Below are 15,113 nucleotides of genomic sequence, written 5' to 3'. Positions count from 1 at the left end.
CGCGAACACATACCGGGTTTCTCACCACAACATTATACGAGGTAATGCTATGGCTGATGCTAATAGTACCACTAACGCCTGCTCTGCGTCTTTTTCTCTTCCACCGGAAGCCAATCTGCTTCACTTTCCGCTGGCCGACGCCTTCCGCCATCTTGACTGCAGTCTGCTCACCGCCGAAGAAAATCTGGCGATCTCTTTTGGCTGCGAAGAAACGCTGGCCGGGCTTTACCATACGCTGAATTTTATCGGCGAAAGTCTGGTCACAATGGTGTGTGACAGGCGCGAACGTTTTGCCCCTGAGAGCGTATGCCAGTTGGGTCACAGCCTGATGAACATCAGCCAGCTGATCCCCGCGCTGGCGCTTCTCGAAGCCAAAGCCGATCGGCAGCTTTTTGCCGCGCCGCAAAACATTATCGCGTAGCGATGAATTATTTATGAGCGCCGTCTGGCGCTCTTTCGTACAATAGCGGCGTTTTTATATACGGCTCATTTTATGAATCTCAACCGGTTTTGCTATTTACTGCTGGCCTGCGCAGCGCCCGGCAGCGTTTTTACACCGCATCCCTTTGTTATATGGCTCCTGCTCGCCAGCCTCCTGACGCTGGTAATTTACGGCGTCGACAAACTGGCCGCGCGTAAAGCCTGGCGCAGAGTGCCGGAGTCCACGTTACTGACGTTCGGGCTTCTGGGCGGGTGGCCCGGCGCGATTGCAGGTCAGCAACTCTTTCGCCATAAAACGCAAAAGCAGCCCTTCAGAAGGTACTTTTTCGCCAGCGTGCTGCTGAACCTCCTGGCAATGACGGCGATTTATCTGTACTGCCCCTGGCCCCTTTTCTGAACGGCATTTACGCGCGAATGAATCTTCCGGCGCAGGCCGAGTATTCTATACTTTCAATGATTTTTTCCCTTAATCACAGGAGAACACCATGCTGGAACTTCGCCCTGATTGCGAATGCTGCGCTCGCGATCTGCCGCCAGAATCAACAGAGGCCTGGATCTGCTCGTTCGAATGTACTTTTTGCATTGATTGCGTAACGCAAACCCTTAACGGCCATTGCCCGAACTGCGGCGGTGAGCTGGTGCGGCGTCCGGTACGCCCCAAAGCCGCCCTGCAAAGATATCCGGCATCGACGGTGCGTCGCCATAAACTACAGACAAACGTTAACGCTTAGCCTTCGCTTTTTGGTCAGGTTGTTGATTATTCAATGTGTTCTGTTGTCAACGCCAGCCTAACTCCATAAGATGGGTGCCATTAACTCTCTGAAGGAGTTCCTGGATTATGTCCCCCACTATTTATGATATCGCTCGCGTGGCGGGCGTGTCGAAGTCGACGGTTTCGCGGGTGCTGAATAAGCAAACCAATATTTCACCCGAAGCGCGTGAGAAAGTGCTGCGCGCCATCGACGAATTACAGTATCAGCCCAACAAACTGGCGCGCGCCCTGACCTCCTCCGGCTTCGACGCCATTATGGTTATCTCCACCCGTTCCACCAAAACTACCGCCGGAAACCCCTTCTTCTCTGAAGTGCTGCACGCCATTACCGCCAAAGCGGAAGAAGAAGGTTTCGACGTGATCCTGCAAACGTCGCGCAGCAGTGAGGACGATTTACAGAAGTGTGAAAGCAAAATTAAGCAGAAGATGATTAAGGGCATTATTATGCTCAGCTCCCCTGCGGATGAATCCTTTTTTGCCCGGCTGGATAACTATGATATTCCGGTGGTGGTTATCGGCAAAGTGGAAGGTCAGTATGATCACGTTTATTCCGTCGATACCGATAATTACCGCGACAGCATTGCGCTTACTGATGCCTTAATTGACAGCGGTCACCGGCATATTGCCTGCCTGCACGCGCCGCTGGATTATCACGTTTCCGTCGATCGGGTGAATGGCTATAAAACCAGCCTCAGCGCACATCAGCTGACTATTCGCGACAAATGGATTATCGACGGCGGCTATACCCATGAAAGCGCGCTGTCCGCGGCAAGAGCATTACTGAGCGAGCGCACATTGCCGGATGCCGTCTTTGCTACGGACAGTCTGAAGCTGATGAGCCTATATCGCGCGGCGGCGGAGCTGAATATTGCGATTCCGCAACAGCTTGCCGTGGTGGGCTACAGTAATGAGATGCTGTCGTTTATTCTGACACCGCCGCCAGGCGGCATTGATGTGCCGACGCAGGAGCTGGGCGAAAAAAGCTGCGATCTGTTATTTCAGTTAATACGCGGAAAAAAAGAGCTGGAAAATATCATCGTCAGTACGCAGATGAGTTTTGCCGGGTCAATTTAATGTGTCTTGTCCAGTCAATTTAATGCCTGATGGCGCTTCGCTTATCAGGCCTACAGCACTTCGCTTATCTGGCGCGCAGTATAATGGAAATAACGGGGCACTATTATGCCCCGCCACCGTTAAAAGGCGTAATTCACGCCGACGCCCGCATAATGGAATTTATCGCTGTCGCCTTCATCGTGATCCTGCCATTCGAAGGCGTATTCCAGAGTCATAGATAAGCCATTCTGGAAGTCATAGGCGTAGAGCATTCCCAGACGGTTAAAATCATGACCTTCGCGCGCGATATCATCCTGCCAGTCCCAGTTGCTCCAGCGATCCAGGCCGATGCGGGTATAAGGCGTCAGCGTGGTATTGCCCAGCGCAATGGGCAAATAGGCGCGAATTTCCTGCGTCGAGAACTCGCCGTTATTACGCGATGAATCAAGGTTAAAACCGCGTTCGAGGTAATAATTGGTCACCACGGAGAAGGTGTCGTTAATACTCCACGTAAAGCCCGTCTCGGTCTCGACGCGGCTGTCCGCATAGCCGGTGGTCGACAGGTCATTGACGAACTGATACATCGACAGCCAGCCGCCGAAGCGGACATCGTCGCTGATTTTAATATCCCAGTCCGGCTGTACTTTCCAGCGCTGCATATTCGCGGTGTCTTTACCAGGCTCATTAACGTAGTGATAGCCATAATTACGAAAACCGCCGGTCAGACCAATGCTCACCGCGTCGCTTTCAAGGAACTGGTAGCGCACTTCCAGCTCCGGACGGTCAAACCAGCTGCCACGGGTGCCCGCGCTATAATCCACCGGCCCTTCCTGATAATACGTCAGCGAGATTTTCCACGGTCCGTTGGCGGCGTTGAAATAAATGGAAGGCTCTGCCAGCCCGTCCATATCTTCGCCCTGACCCTCCACGTTTTCTATTTCGTACATCGCGCCAACGTTAAAATGCCAGTCATTATTTTCAGCAGCCTGCGCGCAGGCCATTCCCGCGCACATCAGCAGCGCAGTAGAGGACAATAAGGTTTTCATTGTTATTCCTTGTTAAAGTACCAGTAAATAAAATGTGCTAAAGCCCGGGGAAACAGGTTCCCCGTTTTTTATTAAATCGAGTCTTCGCTTTCGGCATCAAAGAAATGGCATTTCGCCATATCAAAATGAATGGTGATATTATCTCCTGCGTAATAATCATTAACCGCACCGGCACGGACCACCAGCTCGTGCCCCCCGATGGTGGTGTACAGCATAAATTCCGCGCCGGTCAGCTCCGCGACGCTTATTTTTGCCGCCACGCTATTCTCTTGTTGTGATTCAGGATGTATGTCTTCCGGGCGGATGCCCATAATGACGGCTTTATGCTCGTATCCCTGCGCATTTAAAGCCTGTAATTTGTCCTGCGGAATGGTTAATTTCAGGGTTTCCGTCACGAACTAATTGCCGACGATCGCGCCGCGAATAAAATTCATGGCCGGAGAGCCAATAAATCCGGCGACGAACATATTTGCCGGATGGTTATAAACCTGCTTCGGCGCGCCAACCTGCTGCACGATGCCATCTTTCATAATGACGATTCGCGTCGCCATGGTCATCGCTTCGGTTTGATCGTGCGTGACGTAAATCATGGTGGTGTTCAGCTTCTGGTGCAGCTTGCTGATTTCCGCCCGCATCTGTACGCGCAGTTTGGCGTCGAGATTCGACAGGGGTTCATCCATCAAAAACACCCCGGCTTCCCGGACGATGGCGCGTCCTAACGCCACGCGCTGACGCTGTCCGCCGGAGAGCGCGCCGGGCTTACGCTTCAGATAGTCACGTAAACCGAGGATCTGCGCCGCCCAGTTAACGCGCTCATCAATAATCGCGGCGTCAATTTTCTGCATTTTCAGGCCGAAGGCCATGTTGTCGTAAACCGTCATATGCGGGTAAAGCGCATAGTTCTGAAAGACCATCGCAATATTGCGCGACTTCGCCGGAACGTCGTTCACCCGTTTACCGTCGATCAGCAGATCCCCGCCGCTGATCTCTTCCAGCCCGGCAATCATGCGCAGCGTGGTCGATTTACCGCAGCCCGACGGACCAACAAAAACAATGAACTCCTTGTCAGCTATCTCAAGATTAAAGTCCTTCACCACGTGAACATGGTTGTCGTAAATTTTCTGAATATGTTGCAACGAGAGCTGTGCCATAGTGATCCCTTTACTTGTCGTGTTGCCAGAAAGCCGATAAGCACGGCCACGTCAGAAATTCCGTTGCCGGAAGCAGTAAATCCGCCCCCGTTAAGCCCGTTCCGATGCCCACCGAACGCATACCGCTGGCGTTGATCGCCTCAATCCCCGCCTGCGCGTCCTCTATGCCGATACAGGCCTGCGGCGGTACGCCCAGCCCCTGACAGGCGGCGAGAAAAATCGCCGGGTCCGGTTTGGATCGCGCGACCTGCCCGGCATCGGCGCAGTAATCAAAAAAGCGCTCAAGCTCCAGCGCCTGTAAAATGGCCGGGGCATTCAGCGAGACGGACGCCAGGCCAGTCGCAATGCGGTTCGCGCGCAAATCACACAGCAATTCCCGGATGCCCGGCAGCACCGAATCCGCGGTTAAATCGCGCAGCGAATTGACGTACAGCGCATTCTTGCGCGCGGCCAGCGCGTCGCGCTCCTGCTCGCTGAACGCCGCCTCTTTGCCGCCGTGGCGCAAAATGCGCGCCAGCGATTCACCGCGACTGATCCCCTTCAGGCTGTGATTGAACGCTTCATCAATCTCAATCCCCACTTCTGCGGCAATCTGTCGCCAGGCAAGAAAATGCAGATGCGCGGTGTCGGTAATGACGCCGTCAAGGTCAAAGACAATAGCCTGCAGTTTCATTCACCCTCCCTGCATGTGGTAGCGGTCCCATTAACAGACAAAATAAAGTTACCCTCGCCGCAGACGGTCTGCATTGTGCCGTTCAGGCAGAGTGTGACCGGCCGGGAGCTGGCAATACGCACCTGCTGATGGCTCAATGAAATTTGCATTTCGCTGCCCTGCCAGCGCAGCGGAAAGGTCAGCTGTCGCCATGCTTCCGGTAGCGCAGGATTCAGATGCAGAATCCCCTCCCGCACGCTTAATCCGCCGAATCCCTGGATCGCCCCCAGCCAGATAGCGCCCGTCGCCGCTGCGTGAATGCCGTCGTCGCTGCTGTGCGGGTCGTCGCCGAGATCGATTAGCGTCCCTTCCCGCCAGAAGCGATAGCCCTGCCCGGCGTCGCCGCAGCGCGCCGCGACGATGCCGTGAATCGATTTACTCAGTGAGGAATCATGAATAGTGCGCGGTTCATAAAACCGCAGATTCGCCAGACATTCCGCGGCTGAAAAACGCTCCGGCAGCATATAGGTCAGCATCACCACGTCGGCCTGTTTAAGGATCTGCATCTCGTTGACCTCTGCCCGTGAGTAGTCGAGCAGAATCGTCTGCTTACCCGCCTTCGCCTTATAGGCGCTGAGATCGATGACGGGTTTAGTGAGGAAGGTATCATCCTGCGGCACAACGCCTTCCTCATCGGCCTGCGGTAGCCAGAGGTGTGCAAGAAAATGCGCCGCGCGGTGGAAAAACGCCTCGTCTGTACAGCCAAAACGACGGGCAAAATCCAGCGCCTGCGCGACGTTGTAATGCGCCATTGAGTTAGTGAAGGCGTTGTTATTGACATGCTCGGTGTATTCATCCGGTCCAATCACATCATGAATTTCCAGCCGCCCGTTCACTTCGGTAGCGCGGCTGATCCAGAAACGCGCCGTCTCCAGCAACAGGGCCAGCCCTTCGCGGGCCATAAACTGTTCATCCTTCGTCGCCTGCCAGTAAGCGACCACCGCCCAGGCGATATCGGCGACCAGATGATGCTCAGCCTGCGCGGAAGCCACTTTCTGACGCAGCCCGGTGCGAATGTTGATCGCCGCAAACTCCGGAGTCTCTTCTTCCCCGCTGCGGGCGCTCTCCCAGGGAAACAGCGCGCCGTGCCAGCCATTGCGCCGCGCTTTTTCACGCGCAGCCGGCAGATTGTGCCAGCGATAGCGTAACAAACTGCGGGCGATGGACGGTTCGGTAAACAAGTGGAACGGCAGCAAAAAGACTTCGGTATCCCAGAAAACGTGCCCTTTGTAGCCTTCGCCGGTCATGCCCTTCGCGCCAATGCTGCTGCGCTCATCGTGCGCAGGCGTCATGATACGCAGATGATAGAGGGCAAAATCCAGCGCGCGCTGATCGGCATCATCACTGCTGTCGACCGCCACCCGGCAACGCTGCCACCAGTCGCGCCAGTTGGCCGCAGATTGCGCCAGTAATGCGTCGTACCCCTGCGTCGCGCAGCGTTCCAGCTCGCGCTGTCCCTGCCTGGCCCAGGTTTCCAGCGACGTCTCTCTGCCGCATGTCCATTCGATCCAGCTCAGTTTTTCCAGCGTCAGACGCTGGCCCTGCTGTACCTGAGCGGTGCTGTGCTGCATCAGGCGCCGCTCTTTGGCGGTAAAACAGGGCGTGACTTCGCCCTGTACGCGACACCAGGTTGAAATGGCGATATCGCTGCGTCCGTCCTGGGTGGTGTAGATCCCTTGCAGCAGGTGCTGACCAAAAACGCGCACCTGCGTTTCATCCAGATGCTGACGGCCATGGTTGGTTAGCGTGGCGTCGATGCCGGTTGAAAGCGAAATGGTCGCCTCTGCGTCCAGCGGGGTGATCGACAGCGTCATCGCCAGCAGCGGCAGTTGCGTCACCGACGCGAAACGACGGCTTTCGATGGCGAAACGGGCGCCGCCCGGCGCGCGCCACACCAGCGTGCGCTTCAGTTCACCGCTGTTGAAATCCAGCTCACGCCGCCAGCTTTCGACGACGCCGCTGAGCAGAGTAAACATCTCCCCGTTCAGCTCAATGTCTGTGCCAATCACATCCGGCAGGTTCACCAGCTCATTGATCTCTTCTTTACCGGCCCGGTGATACAGCCCGGCAAGATACATGCCGCGCGTCTGCCGGGCGTAAGCTTCTTCATGACTGGCGCGGCAGCCCAGATAACCGTTGCCTGTCGCCAGTAACGAGGCGTATTTGTTCAGGCTGTGCGGGCAAAAGCCCGGATCGGATAACTTCACTGGCTCACTCATAGTTCAACACAGCTTCCTGTTTCGGCGGATTGATACAGCGCGGCAACCAGTTGCTGGATAATAAAGCCCTGTTCGGCGTCGGCAATGGCGACCGGTTCCCCCTGAACGTGATCGACGAAAGCCTCCATGCTGCGATAATGGCGCTTATCGTCCGCGCGATCGTGCTGCAAAAGGACCTCCAGCCTGCCGTGCTTGTCGGTATAGACCTGCGCCGGAAACAGCGTGGCGCCGGCTTTGTCGCCGCAAAAATTGACGTTCATAATGGATTGTTCGGGAATATTCAGCGCAAAAGCGGTTTCGAGACGCAGAATGCTGCCGTTATGAAATTCAATGGTGCCGAACAGCGAATCTTCCACGGTATAGCTCCTGGGATCCCATGAGCCAAACTGACCGCTGTTTTTCCGGGTGCCAATCTTCTGGAAGCTGTGGGCGGTCACCCTCTTCACCAGCGGAAATCCCAGCACGTACATCGCCGCATCCAGCATATGCACGCCTATATCGATCAGCGGCCCGCCGCCCTGGAGCGCTTTATTAGTAAAAACGCCCCAGCCGGGTATCCCGCAGCGGCGCAGCGCCCTGGCATTGGTCACGTAAATCTCTCCGAGAACGCCCTCCGTCACCTGTTCACGTAACAGCTGGGTATCCAGCGCGAAACGATGGTGGAAGTCATAGGCCAGCACCTTCCCCACCCGCCGCGCGGTGTTGCACATCTCCAGCGCCTGCTCCGGGGTCATGGCGGGCGGTTTTTCACACATCACGTGACATCCCGCCTGAAGCGCCATCATTGTGTGCTCATAGTGAAAACGGTTTGGCGAACAGATGCTGACGATATCCGGCTTAACGCTTTCCAGCATCCGTTGCGGATCGTCCCAGACCTGTGCATGTCCATATTTATCCGCCAGCCCCTGGGCCTGAGTCAGGCAGCTGTCGCAGACAGCCACCAGCCGCAGATCCTCGCGGGTGCAGTAGTACGAAGCATGAACCTTATCCGCCACCTGTCCCGCGCCGATAATGGCCACACGCAGCGGGGCCTTTGTCATTATACGTCTCACGGAAACCTCTTAGCAGGCGCGCAGCCAGGCCAAAGACTGACGGTAGGCTTCCGGCAGGTTTTCCGCCCGGACGCGTCCTTCATACACCACATAGCCCTGATAGTTATCCGCGCGCAGCTGATCGAATAGCGTCTTAAAGTTCAGGCTGCCGGTGCCCGGCTGATAGCGGTGGTTGTCGGCAATATGCACATGTCCCAGCAGATCGCGGTTGTCATGCAGCGCCTGCGCCATGTCGTCTTCTTCAATATTCATGTGATAGAAGTCGCCAATAATCCGCACATGCTTCAGGTCGTTTTCCACAATGTAACGACGCGCATCCGCCAGGGTGTTGATCATATGATCCTGATAGCGGTTGAGCGGCTCCAGATACACCACCGTGCCGGTGCGCTCCGCGACATTATCGAGATAGCGCAGCGAATCGCTGACCGCTTTGCGGTCGCCTTCCAGGCTGCGCGGCGAGGTCATCGGCGGCAGGCGGAAGGTGAACATTCCCCACGCGGCCGGAACGACAATCCCCTGCCCGCCCACCTCGGCCAGCGCCTCCAGAATGCGTTCAATCTGCTTTAAGCCGTTCAGGCGGCGCTCTTCGATAAAATCGCCGATCCAGCCGTCGTAGCCGCCGCAGGCGGTAGTGACCGGCAGTCCGGTTTCCTGGATAGCGGCTTTGACTTCGTCGAGATTGTCGACCAGCAGCTTGCCGTCTATCTCAAAACCATCGAAACCCATCGCTTTGATATAGCGAAATTTTTCCAGAATATTTTGCGGAAAAAATGCCTGATTCTGTGTGCCGATTTTCATCTGTTGTCTTCCTTTACAATTAGAACGTGACGCCCATTTTGATGCTCTTTTCCGGATGCCTGTCGACATACTGCATATAGCTTTCCGGGCTGTCGGCGAAGGTGACTACCGGGTCGATGAGATCTTCACAGTTCAGATAACCGTTCATCAGAAGCTCCCAGCAGGTTTCTTCGATACGTTTACGGCTCCAGCGCGGATAGTCCGGATTGGGTTCGCTGCAGGCGCGTGAAAAGACGATTCTGGCGTTGTTGAAGTGCGCTTCGCGACCAAGGTTAAACCCTTCGGCAAACGGCTTCGCAAAGGCAACATAGGAAAGGGTGCCGCCATAGGCCAGACCGCGCAGCGCGGACTGTAGCGCATCGGTATGGCCGCTGGTTTCGATGATGACGTCGGCGCCCTGCTTGCCGGTCAGTTTCTTGATCTCAAATCCAACGTCCGTCCCGATGGGGTTAAGGCAGAAATCAGCGCCGTGGCGACGGGCGATATCGCAACGATGGGCGATCGGATCCACGCCAATCACCACCGACGCGCCCGCTTTTTTCGCCAGCTGTACCGCAATCTGACCAATGGCGCCAAGACCGACAATCACCACAAAATCGCCGACGCGCACGTTGGCGTCGCGCACGCCGCTCATCGCGAACTGCGCCGGGTCGTAGCAGACGGCGTTTTTCCAGGAACTGCCCGCTGGCATTTTGCGCAGCTTATAGTTATTAACGGCATTAACGATCACCGTCTCGGACAGCGGGCCGTAGCCGCAGACGCTGTCGCCGACCGCATAATCGGTGACGCTGCCGCCGCATTCGATAATGTCGCCGACAATCATATTGCCCAGCTGGAACTTACCGAACTCAATGCCGCGCGGCGCGCCCGCCGGGCGCGGCATAAACATCTGCCACTCGGCGTTAAAATCTTCATCAATAAACGGGCTGGCGGCACGGAAATCGACCACCTCTGTGCCGTGTTTCGGCGCACCGAAGCGCACGCGTATGCGCACTTCATGGGCCTCAATGGCGCGATCTTCATACTCCACCAACGCCGCGACCCGCGGCGCCGTTGCGACTAACTTTTTCATTTACAACTCCTTGTTAAACTTCCCGCCTCAGCCCTTCACGCCGCCAGCGGTCAAACCACTCTTAATAAAACGTTCGGAAAGCGCATACATAATGACGACAGGTAATGCCGTCACCAGCGACGCCGCCATCATCCGGCCCCAGACGTAATCAGGCGTGCTGAACAGGGTGTTCAGCCCGACTGGCAGCGTAAAGTTGCTGGCGCTGGAGAGGAAAATGGAGGCAAACAGATAGTCATTCCACGCCACCATAAAGCAGTAAACGAAGACCGAGACCAGCCCCGACATCGCCAGCGGCACGGTAATGCGAAAGATAATTTGCAGACGGTTCAGCCCATCCATCATCGCCGCCTCCTCGATCTCATCCGGGATGGTGTCGAAGTAGCTTTTCAGCATGAAGATGGCGGTCGGCAGCGTCTGGGTCACCATCGTGACGATCAGCGCCATCTCCGTATCGTAAATGCCCAACGCGGTGGTGATTTTGAACAGCGGCACCACCAGCAGAATGCCCGAGAACATATACACGGTGTAAAAACTGGCGTTGATGGTCATTCGCCCTTTAAAGCGCAGGCGCGACAGCGCGTATGCTCCCAGGGTGCCAAGGAAGACGGCCACCACCGACGAGGCCACCGACACCACCAGGCTGTTGCGGAAATAATCGACAAACGGAAAAATCAGCGGATTAAAAATGTCGATATAGTGCTCCAGCGTCCACTGCTGCGGCAGCAGCGTGGGATGCAGCGAAATGGCCTCCTTCGCGCTCTTGAACGAGGTCATCAGCATCACGAAAAAGGGAAACAGCGTGATGACCAGAAAAACGATAAGCCCGCAGTAAAAAGCCACGCGTTCGAGTTTGCGTTTATTTGTTGCCATTGAGGTTCACCCGTTTTCTGGTCAGCAAAATGACGGCGAAAATAATGATGAAAAGCACGACGGAAATGGCCGCAGCCTTCCCTAAGTCATTAAAGGCAAAAGCCGTTTTGTAGAGATAGACGCCGAGAATATCGACTTTGGTGGTCAGCAGATAAACGTCGGCGAACATATAGAACATCCAGATCGTGCGCAGGGTCACCACCGTCGCCAGCACCGGCATAATCGCCGGCAGCGTGACGATGCGAAAACGCTGCCAGGCGTTAGCGCCGTCCATTTCCGCCGCTTCATACAGCGATTTATCGATGGTCTGCAAAATCGCCAGAAACGAGATAAACGCGTACGGGAAGTAGCGCCAGATGGCGAACAGCACCACCAGCACAAAGCTGCTGCCCGGATTGTCGAACCACAGCGGCGCCCGATCGTAGAGTTGCAGCAGATCCACGCCGAGGTAGTTCACAATGCCGTAGCCGTTGTTGAACATGTACTTCCAGGCAAATACCAGCGAGATAGACGGCGTGACGTAGGAGAGGATCACCAGTGAACGCGCCGTTTTACGCAGACGAAACTCGCGGTTAAAGAACATCGCCACGCCCAGCCCGAGCACGGTGCTGCCCGCCACCACCAGCGCGGTGTACCATATCGTCATCCACAGCGAATGCCAGAACCCCGGATCGGAAAGAATGCGAACGTAATTGCTCAGCCCCACAAAGGTGGCCTCAATGCGTGGATTGAGCGGCAGGCGCAGGAAACTGATTTCGATATTCGATATCATTGGCCAGGCCACAAGGCCGCCCAACAGCAACAGGCTGGGCGCCAGCAGCAACAGCGCAAACGGCATATCGGATCGACCAGAAAATACGCGGGTCATAACTGCGTTCCTCATCCCCGTTAACGCTGCTGGATCAGGTCGTCCAGTTTCTTCTGGCTTTCCTGAAGCGTTGAGGAGAGGTCGGCTTTGCCTACCGTCACGTTATGCACCATTGTGCTCACCACCCCGGAGCCGGTCACGTCGCCCATACGGGTGAAGTTTTTATCCCCTACCGCGCCGAAAACCTGAATATTCGGCAGTTCAGCAATCAGCTGCGCAGGCAGCTCGCCGAGCGCTTTAATCACGTCGTTGTCCTGCCAGATTTTTGTTCCGACGACGGCTTTATTGACCGGCAGCGCCGCGCCCGGCGACATCATTACCCAGTCGGCGATGTTGTCGGCCTGCTCCATAAAGGCGACAAATTTTTCTGCGGCTTCGGTTTCTTCCGTTTTCTGGCCGTTGGTAATGGTCAGCGAGGTCAACATGCCGTACACCGCCGACGTTTTCTCCGTTGGCACCACAAAGCCGATATTCTGCGGATTACCCTCTTTGATAATCGCCGGGAGTATATAAGTGGAGTAGATCGCCATCGGCGCGGTGCCGTTCATGAACGCGTCTTTCACCTCCATGATGTCATTGGAGCCCGGCATGGTGTTTGCCGCCAGCTCGCGGTAATAGCTCAGCGAACGGGCCATTTCCGGGGTGTTCAACGTAATCTGCCCCTGCGCGTCAAACACGTTGGCTTTGTTGGATAAAGCAAACTGCGAGAAGGACTGCTCAGTCAGCACGCTTTCCGCGGTCGGCAAGGCGATACCATATTTTTTATGCGCCGGATCGTTTAGCGTTCGCGCTGCGGTCAGCAGTTCCTGCCAGTTCCGCGGCTCGCTCAGACCGGCATTGGCCAGCACATCCTTGCGATACCAGATACCGCCGATCCAGGCGCTGACCGGTACGCCGGTCCAGGCGCTGCCGTCTTCGGTGCGCACAATACGCAGTACGCCGTCATAAAAGACGTTTTCACCCACGGACTGGATCACGTTCTTCACCGCATCGCGATCAATCAGCTGCTCTTTGTCCATCACTTTTGCATAGTCATGGCTGGTTTCGATCACTTCAGGCAGCGATCCGCTCCTCGCCAGGGTAATCACTTTAGTGTTATAGGCATCCTCTTCCACCGGCACCTGCTTAACGGTAATGCCCGGATTCGCTTTTTCAAAACGTGTAATCAGCGAAGAAATAACCGCCTGGCGCTCCTGTTCAACCGAGGAGTGCATAAATTCAATTGATACGTGGGCGGATTTATCCTCCTTGCAGCCTGAAACTAAGGCGCAGGAAACCAGTGCTGATAACAGCACCATTTTTGTTTTAATCATCAGATGTTCCTTTTTATTTTTTAATCCACATAACCTGCCAGGGTTGCAGCGTTAATGTTTCACCGGAAACATTATCTTCACTAATCAAATCCGTTCCGCAAAGCGTTACTGTATTAACTGTCTGACGGCGATCGCTGAAATTAAAGAAAGCGGTAATTAGCTCGTCTTCGTCTGCCCTGCGAATAATTCTCAACACCGCAGGCGTAATACTGTTTATCGTAAAGCCACTTTCCGGGTGAAACGCTTTAGTCTTTCGGCGAATCATTACCAGCCGGGATAATGTCTGGTATACGCGATGGCGAAGAGATCCGTCATTCATTAGCTCAGACTCAATCGATTGCAGCGAATATTTTTTGCGATTAATCGCACGGTTATAGCCCAGTTCCGCCACCCCTTCATTGTCATTTCGTGACCCCAGAATACTCTGGATATAAATCGCCGGAATACCCGGAAAGGTCAGCAGTAAGGCATGCGCGAGCATAAATTTCGCCAGCCGCTCGTCGTCGCTGCTGTCACCCGAACTGAGCGCATCCATATAAGTGACATTAATTTCATAGGGGCTACGACTGCCGTCCGGGTTATTTTTCCAGTTAACCAGCGCGCCCTCTTTTTGCAGCCCGGCAACCAGCGATAAAATATCCTCTTCCGCTAACAGACCGCGTAGCGGATTAAGACCAATGCCGTCGTGAGAAGCAAGAAAGTTAAACCAGGTGGTCTTCGGCGAAGGCAGCTTAAGCGACTGCGCCCACTGGCACAGCACGCGCGTATCCTGACGATGCACCGCATGCAGCACCAGCGGCGGCAGGGAGAACTGATACACCATGTGGGCTTCGTCGTAGCCATTTCCCAGATAGGAGATGTTGTCCTGATGCGGAACGTTGGTTTCGGTGATGATTGCCGTACCCGGCGCCACGTCGTCAGCAATGGCGCGGAACAGCTTGATCAGCTGATGGGTCTTTTCCAGATGGATACAGCGGGTCCCCGGCGTTTTCCACATAAAGCCGACCGCGTCGAGACGCACATAGTCAGCGCCCCGTTCAAGGTAGGTCAACAGTACGTCGACCATCGCCAGCAGCACGTCGGGGTTGGCGTAATTCAGGTCTATTTGATCTGCGCTGAAGGTTGTCCATAAATGGCGCACTGAATTATCCTGCAGCGTAAACGGCGTCAGCAAAGGTAACGCGCGCGGACGCGTTACCGCGCTTAAATCGGTCTGCGGGTCCATTTCAATAAAGAAATTTTCATAGCCGGGCGTCTGCTGTAAATAGTGATTAAACCATTCACTCTGCGCCGACATATGATTGCAGACAAAATCAAACATTAAATGGCAGGATTGATTCAGGGTTTTAATATCATTCCAGTCGCCCGTTTCACTGGCGACCTGATAGTAATCTATTACGGAAAATCCATCGTCGGACGACCACGGATAAAAAGGTAAAAGATGAACGTGAGAAAATACCGACCGTAGCCACTGAGACCAGAAGCGATTAAAGGTTGGCAGCGGTTTTTCTTTCTCACTGTGAAATTGATCGGCATAAGTAATAAGCACCACATCGCTTTCATCCCAGTGTGGCTTACGTGTTCCACTAATAGTATTACGCGTTCTTTTAACGCGTTCTTCTAACATTTCCTGATGCCGCGCGGTCCATGTATCGCCATAAACATGGCGGAGGCAGTCCTGAATTTTTTGCTTCACTTTACTTTTCCGTGGTAGCGGTCCCATGAAGCAAGAGACTACTCCCGGTA

Annotated in this window: 14 protein-coding genes and 1 pseudogene; 4 read left to right on the top strand and 11 right to left on the bottom strand. The window is 54.9% G+C overall.

Annotated features, from left to right (window positions below; translation table 11 throughout):
- Positions 1-49: 49 nt before the first annotated feature.
- From K7R23_RS18030 to K7R23_RS18015, 4 genes are all read left to right on the top strand, one after another.
- Positions 50-421 (top strand): hypothetical protein, encoded by a 372-nt coding sequence (locus K7R23_RS18030; RefSeq protein ID WP_012905931.1) that lies wholly within the window; start codon positions 50-52, stop codon positions 419-421.
- Positions 422-493: 72 nt separating this feature from the next.
- Positions 494-838, top strand: coding sequence for a DUF1294 domain-containing protein (locus K7R23_RS18025; protein ID WP_012905932.1), 345 nt, complete (start codon positions 494-496; stop codon positions 836-838).
- An 88-nt stretch (positions 839-926) separates the two neighbouring features.
- Complete coding sequence (locus K7R23_RS18020) at positions 927-1,172, top strand: DUF1272 domain-containing protein (RefSeq protein ID WP_012905933.1); 246 nt, start codon at positions 927-929, stop codon at positions 1,170-1,172.
- Positions 1,173-1,279: 107 nt separating this feature from the next.
- On the top strand, positions 1,280-2,287 hold the full coding sequence (locus K7R23_RS18015) for a LacI family DNA-binding transcriptional regulator (protein WP_012905934.1): 1,008 nt from the start codon (positions 1,280-1,282) through the stop codon (positions 2,285-2,287).
- Positions 2,288-2,406: 119 nt separating this feature from the next.
- Here K7R23_RS18015 and K7R23_RS18010 read toward each other — a convergent pair whose 3' ends face one another.
- The 11 genes and pseudogenes from K7R23_RS18010 to K7R23_RS17960 all read right to left on the bottom strand — a co-directional run bounded on the left by K7R23_RS18010 (position 2,407) and on the right by K7R23_RS17960 (position 15,063).
- Positions 2,407-3,312 carry an OmpG family monomeric porin gene (locus K7R23_RS18010; RefSeq protein WP_012905935.1) on the bottom strand — a complete coding sequence of 302 codons (906 nt, stop codon included), beginning with the start codon at positions 3,310-3,312 and terminating at the stop codon, positions 2,407-2,409.
- A 71-nt stretch (positions 3,313-3,383) separates the two neighbouring features.
- A pseudogene (locus K7R23_RS18005) lies at positions 3,384-4,463 on the bottom strand (ABC transporter ATP-binding protein).
- 10 nt (positions 4,464-4,473) lie between these two features.
- The gene (gene pgmB / locus K7R23_RS18000; protein WP_012905936.1) at positions 4,474-5,136 is read right to left on the bottom strand and encodes a beta-phosphoglucomutase; all 663 of its coding nucleotides are present in this window, start codon (positions 5,134-5,136) and stop codon (positions 4,474-4,476) included.
- Positions 5,133-7,394 carry a glycoside hydrolase family 65 protein gene (locus tag K7R23_RS17995; RefSeq protein ID WP_012905937.1) on the bottom strand — a complete coding sequence of 754 codons (2,262 nt, stop codon included), beginning with the start codon at positions 7,392-7,394 and terminating at the stop codon, positions 5,133-5,135. Before K7R23_RS17995 ends, pgmB begins: the two co-directional genes overlap by 4 nt.
- On the bottom strand, positions 7,391-8,434 hold the full coding sequence (locus K7R23_RS17990; RefSeq protein ID WP_012905938.1) for a D-glucoside 3-dehydrogenase: 1,044 nt from the start codon (positions 8,432-8,434) through the stop codon (positions 7,391-7,393). The genes K7R23_RS17995 and K7R23_RS17990 overlap by 4 nt, the downstream gene beginning before the upstream one ends.
- Before the next feature lie 21 nt (positions 8,435-8,455).
- A complete protein-coding gene (locus K7R23_RS17985) occupies positions 8,456-9,244 on the bottom strand; it encodes a 3-dehydro-D-guloside 4-epimerase (protein WP_012905939.1) in 789 nt (262 codons plus the stop codon).
- A gap of 19 nt (positions 9,245-9,263) precedes the next feature.
- Positions 9,264-10,316, bottom strand: a complete 1,053-nt coding sequence (locus K7R23_RS17980) for a D-guloside 3-dehydrogenase (RefSeq protein WP_012905940.1) — start codon at positions 10,314-10,316, stop codon at positions 9,264-9,266.
- Positions 10,317-10,343: 27 nt separating this feature from the next.
- Complete coding sequence (locus K7R23_RS17975) at positions 10,344-11,186, bottom strand: carbohydrate ABC transporter permease (protein WP_012905941.1); 843 nt, start codon at positions 11,184-11,186, stop codon at positions 10,344-10,346.
- Positions 11,173-12,054 (bottom strand): carbohydrate ABC transporter permease, encoded by an 882-nt coding sequence (locus K7R23_RS17970; RefSeq protein ID WP_012905942.1) that lies wholly within the window; start codon positions 12,052-12,054, stop codon positions 11,173-11,175. Before K7R23_RS17970 ends, K7R23_RS17975 begins: the two co-directional genes overlap by 14 nt.
- Positions 12,055-12,074: 20 nt before the next feature.
- Positions 12,075-13,367, bottom strand: a complete 1,293-nt coding sequence (locus K7R23_RS17965; RefSeq protein ID WP_012905943.1) for an ABC transporter substrate-binding protein — start codon at positions 13,365-13,367, stop codon at positions 12,075-12,077.
- A 13-nt stretch (positions 13,368-13,380) separates the two neighbouring features.
- Positions 13,381-15,063 carry an alpha-amylase family glycosyl hydrolase gene (locus K7R23_RS17960; protein WP_042623271.1) on the bottom strand — a complete coding sequence of 561 codons (1,683 nt, stop codon included), beginning with the start codon at positions 15,061-15,063 and terminating at the stop codon, positions 13,381-13,383.
- Positions 15,064-15,113: the final 50 nt, after the last annotated feature.

The organism is Citrobacter rodentium NBRC 105723 = DSM 16636 (assembly GCF_021278985.1).
GTDB lineage: Bacteria > Pseudomonadota > Gammaproteobacteria > Enterobacterales > Enterobacteriaceae > Citrobacter_A > Citrobacter_A rodentium.
The sequence above is the reverse complement of the archived record's forward strand: the minus strand, read 5'-3'. Positions and strand labels throughout refer to the sequence as shown.

Excerpts from the sequence above, each read along its gene's own strand:
- K7R23_RS18015 (WP_012905934.1), top strand. The coding sequence starts at position 1,280 with ATGTCCCCCACTATTTATGATATCGCTCGCGTGGCGGGCGTGTCGAAG.
- pgmB (WP_012905936.1), bottom strand. The coding sequence starts at position 5,136 with ATGAAACTGCAGGCTATTGTCTTTGACCTTGACGGCGTCATTACCGAC.
- K7R23_RS17995 (WP_012905937.1), bottom strand. The coding sequence starts at position 7,394 with ATGAGTGAGCCAGTGAAGTTATCCGATCCGGGCTTTTGCCCGCACAGC.
- K7R23_RS18020 (WP_012905933.1), top strand. The coding sequence starts at position 927 with ATGCTGGAACTTCGCCCTGATTGCGAATGCTGCGCTCGCGATCTGCCG.
- K7R23_RS18025 (WP_012905932.1), top strand. The coding sequence starts at position 494 with ATGAATCTCAACCGGTTTTGCTATTTACTGCTGGCCTGCGCAGCGCCC.
- K7R23_RS17965 (WP_012905943.1), bottom strand. The coding sequence starts at position 13,367 with ATGATTAAAACAAAAATGGTGCTGTTATCAGCACTGGTTTCCTGCGCC.
- K7R23_RS17970 (WP_012905942.1), bottom strand. The coding sequence starts at position 12,054 with ATGACCCGCGTATTTTCTGGTCGATCCGATATGCCGTTTGCGCTGTTG.
- K7R23_RS17990 (WP_012905938.1), bottom strand. The coding sequence starts at position 8,434 with ATGACAAAGGCCCCGCTGCGTGTGGCCATTATCGGCGCGGGACAGGTG.
- K7R23_RS18010 (WP_012905935.1), bottom strand. The coding sequence starts at position 3,312 with ATGAAAACCTTATTGTCCTCTACTGCGCTGCTGATGTGCGCGGGAATG.
- K7R23_RS18030 (WP_012905931.1), top strand. The coding sequence starts at position 50 with ATGGCTGATGCTAATAGTACCACTAACGCCTGCTCTGCGTCTTTTTCT.
- K7R23_RS17985 (WP_012905939.1), bottom strand. The coding sequence starts at position 9,244 with ATGAAAATCGGCACACAGAATCAGGCATTTTTTCCGCAAAATATTCTG.
- K7R23_RS17980 (WP_012905940.1), bottom strand. The coding sequence starts at position 10,316 with ATGAAAAAGTTAGTCGCAACGGCGCCGCGGGTCGCGGCGTTGGTGGAG.
- K7R23_RS17975 (WP_012905941.1), bottom strand. The coding sequence starts at position 11,186 with ATGGCAACAAATAAACGCAAACTCGAACGCGTGGCTTTTTACTGCGGG.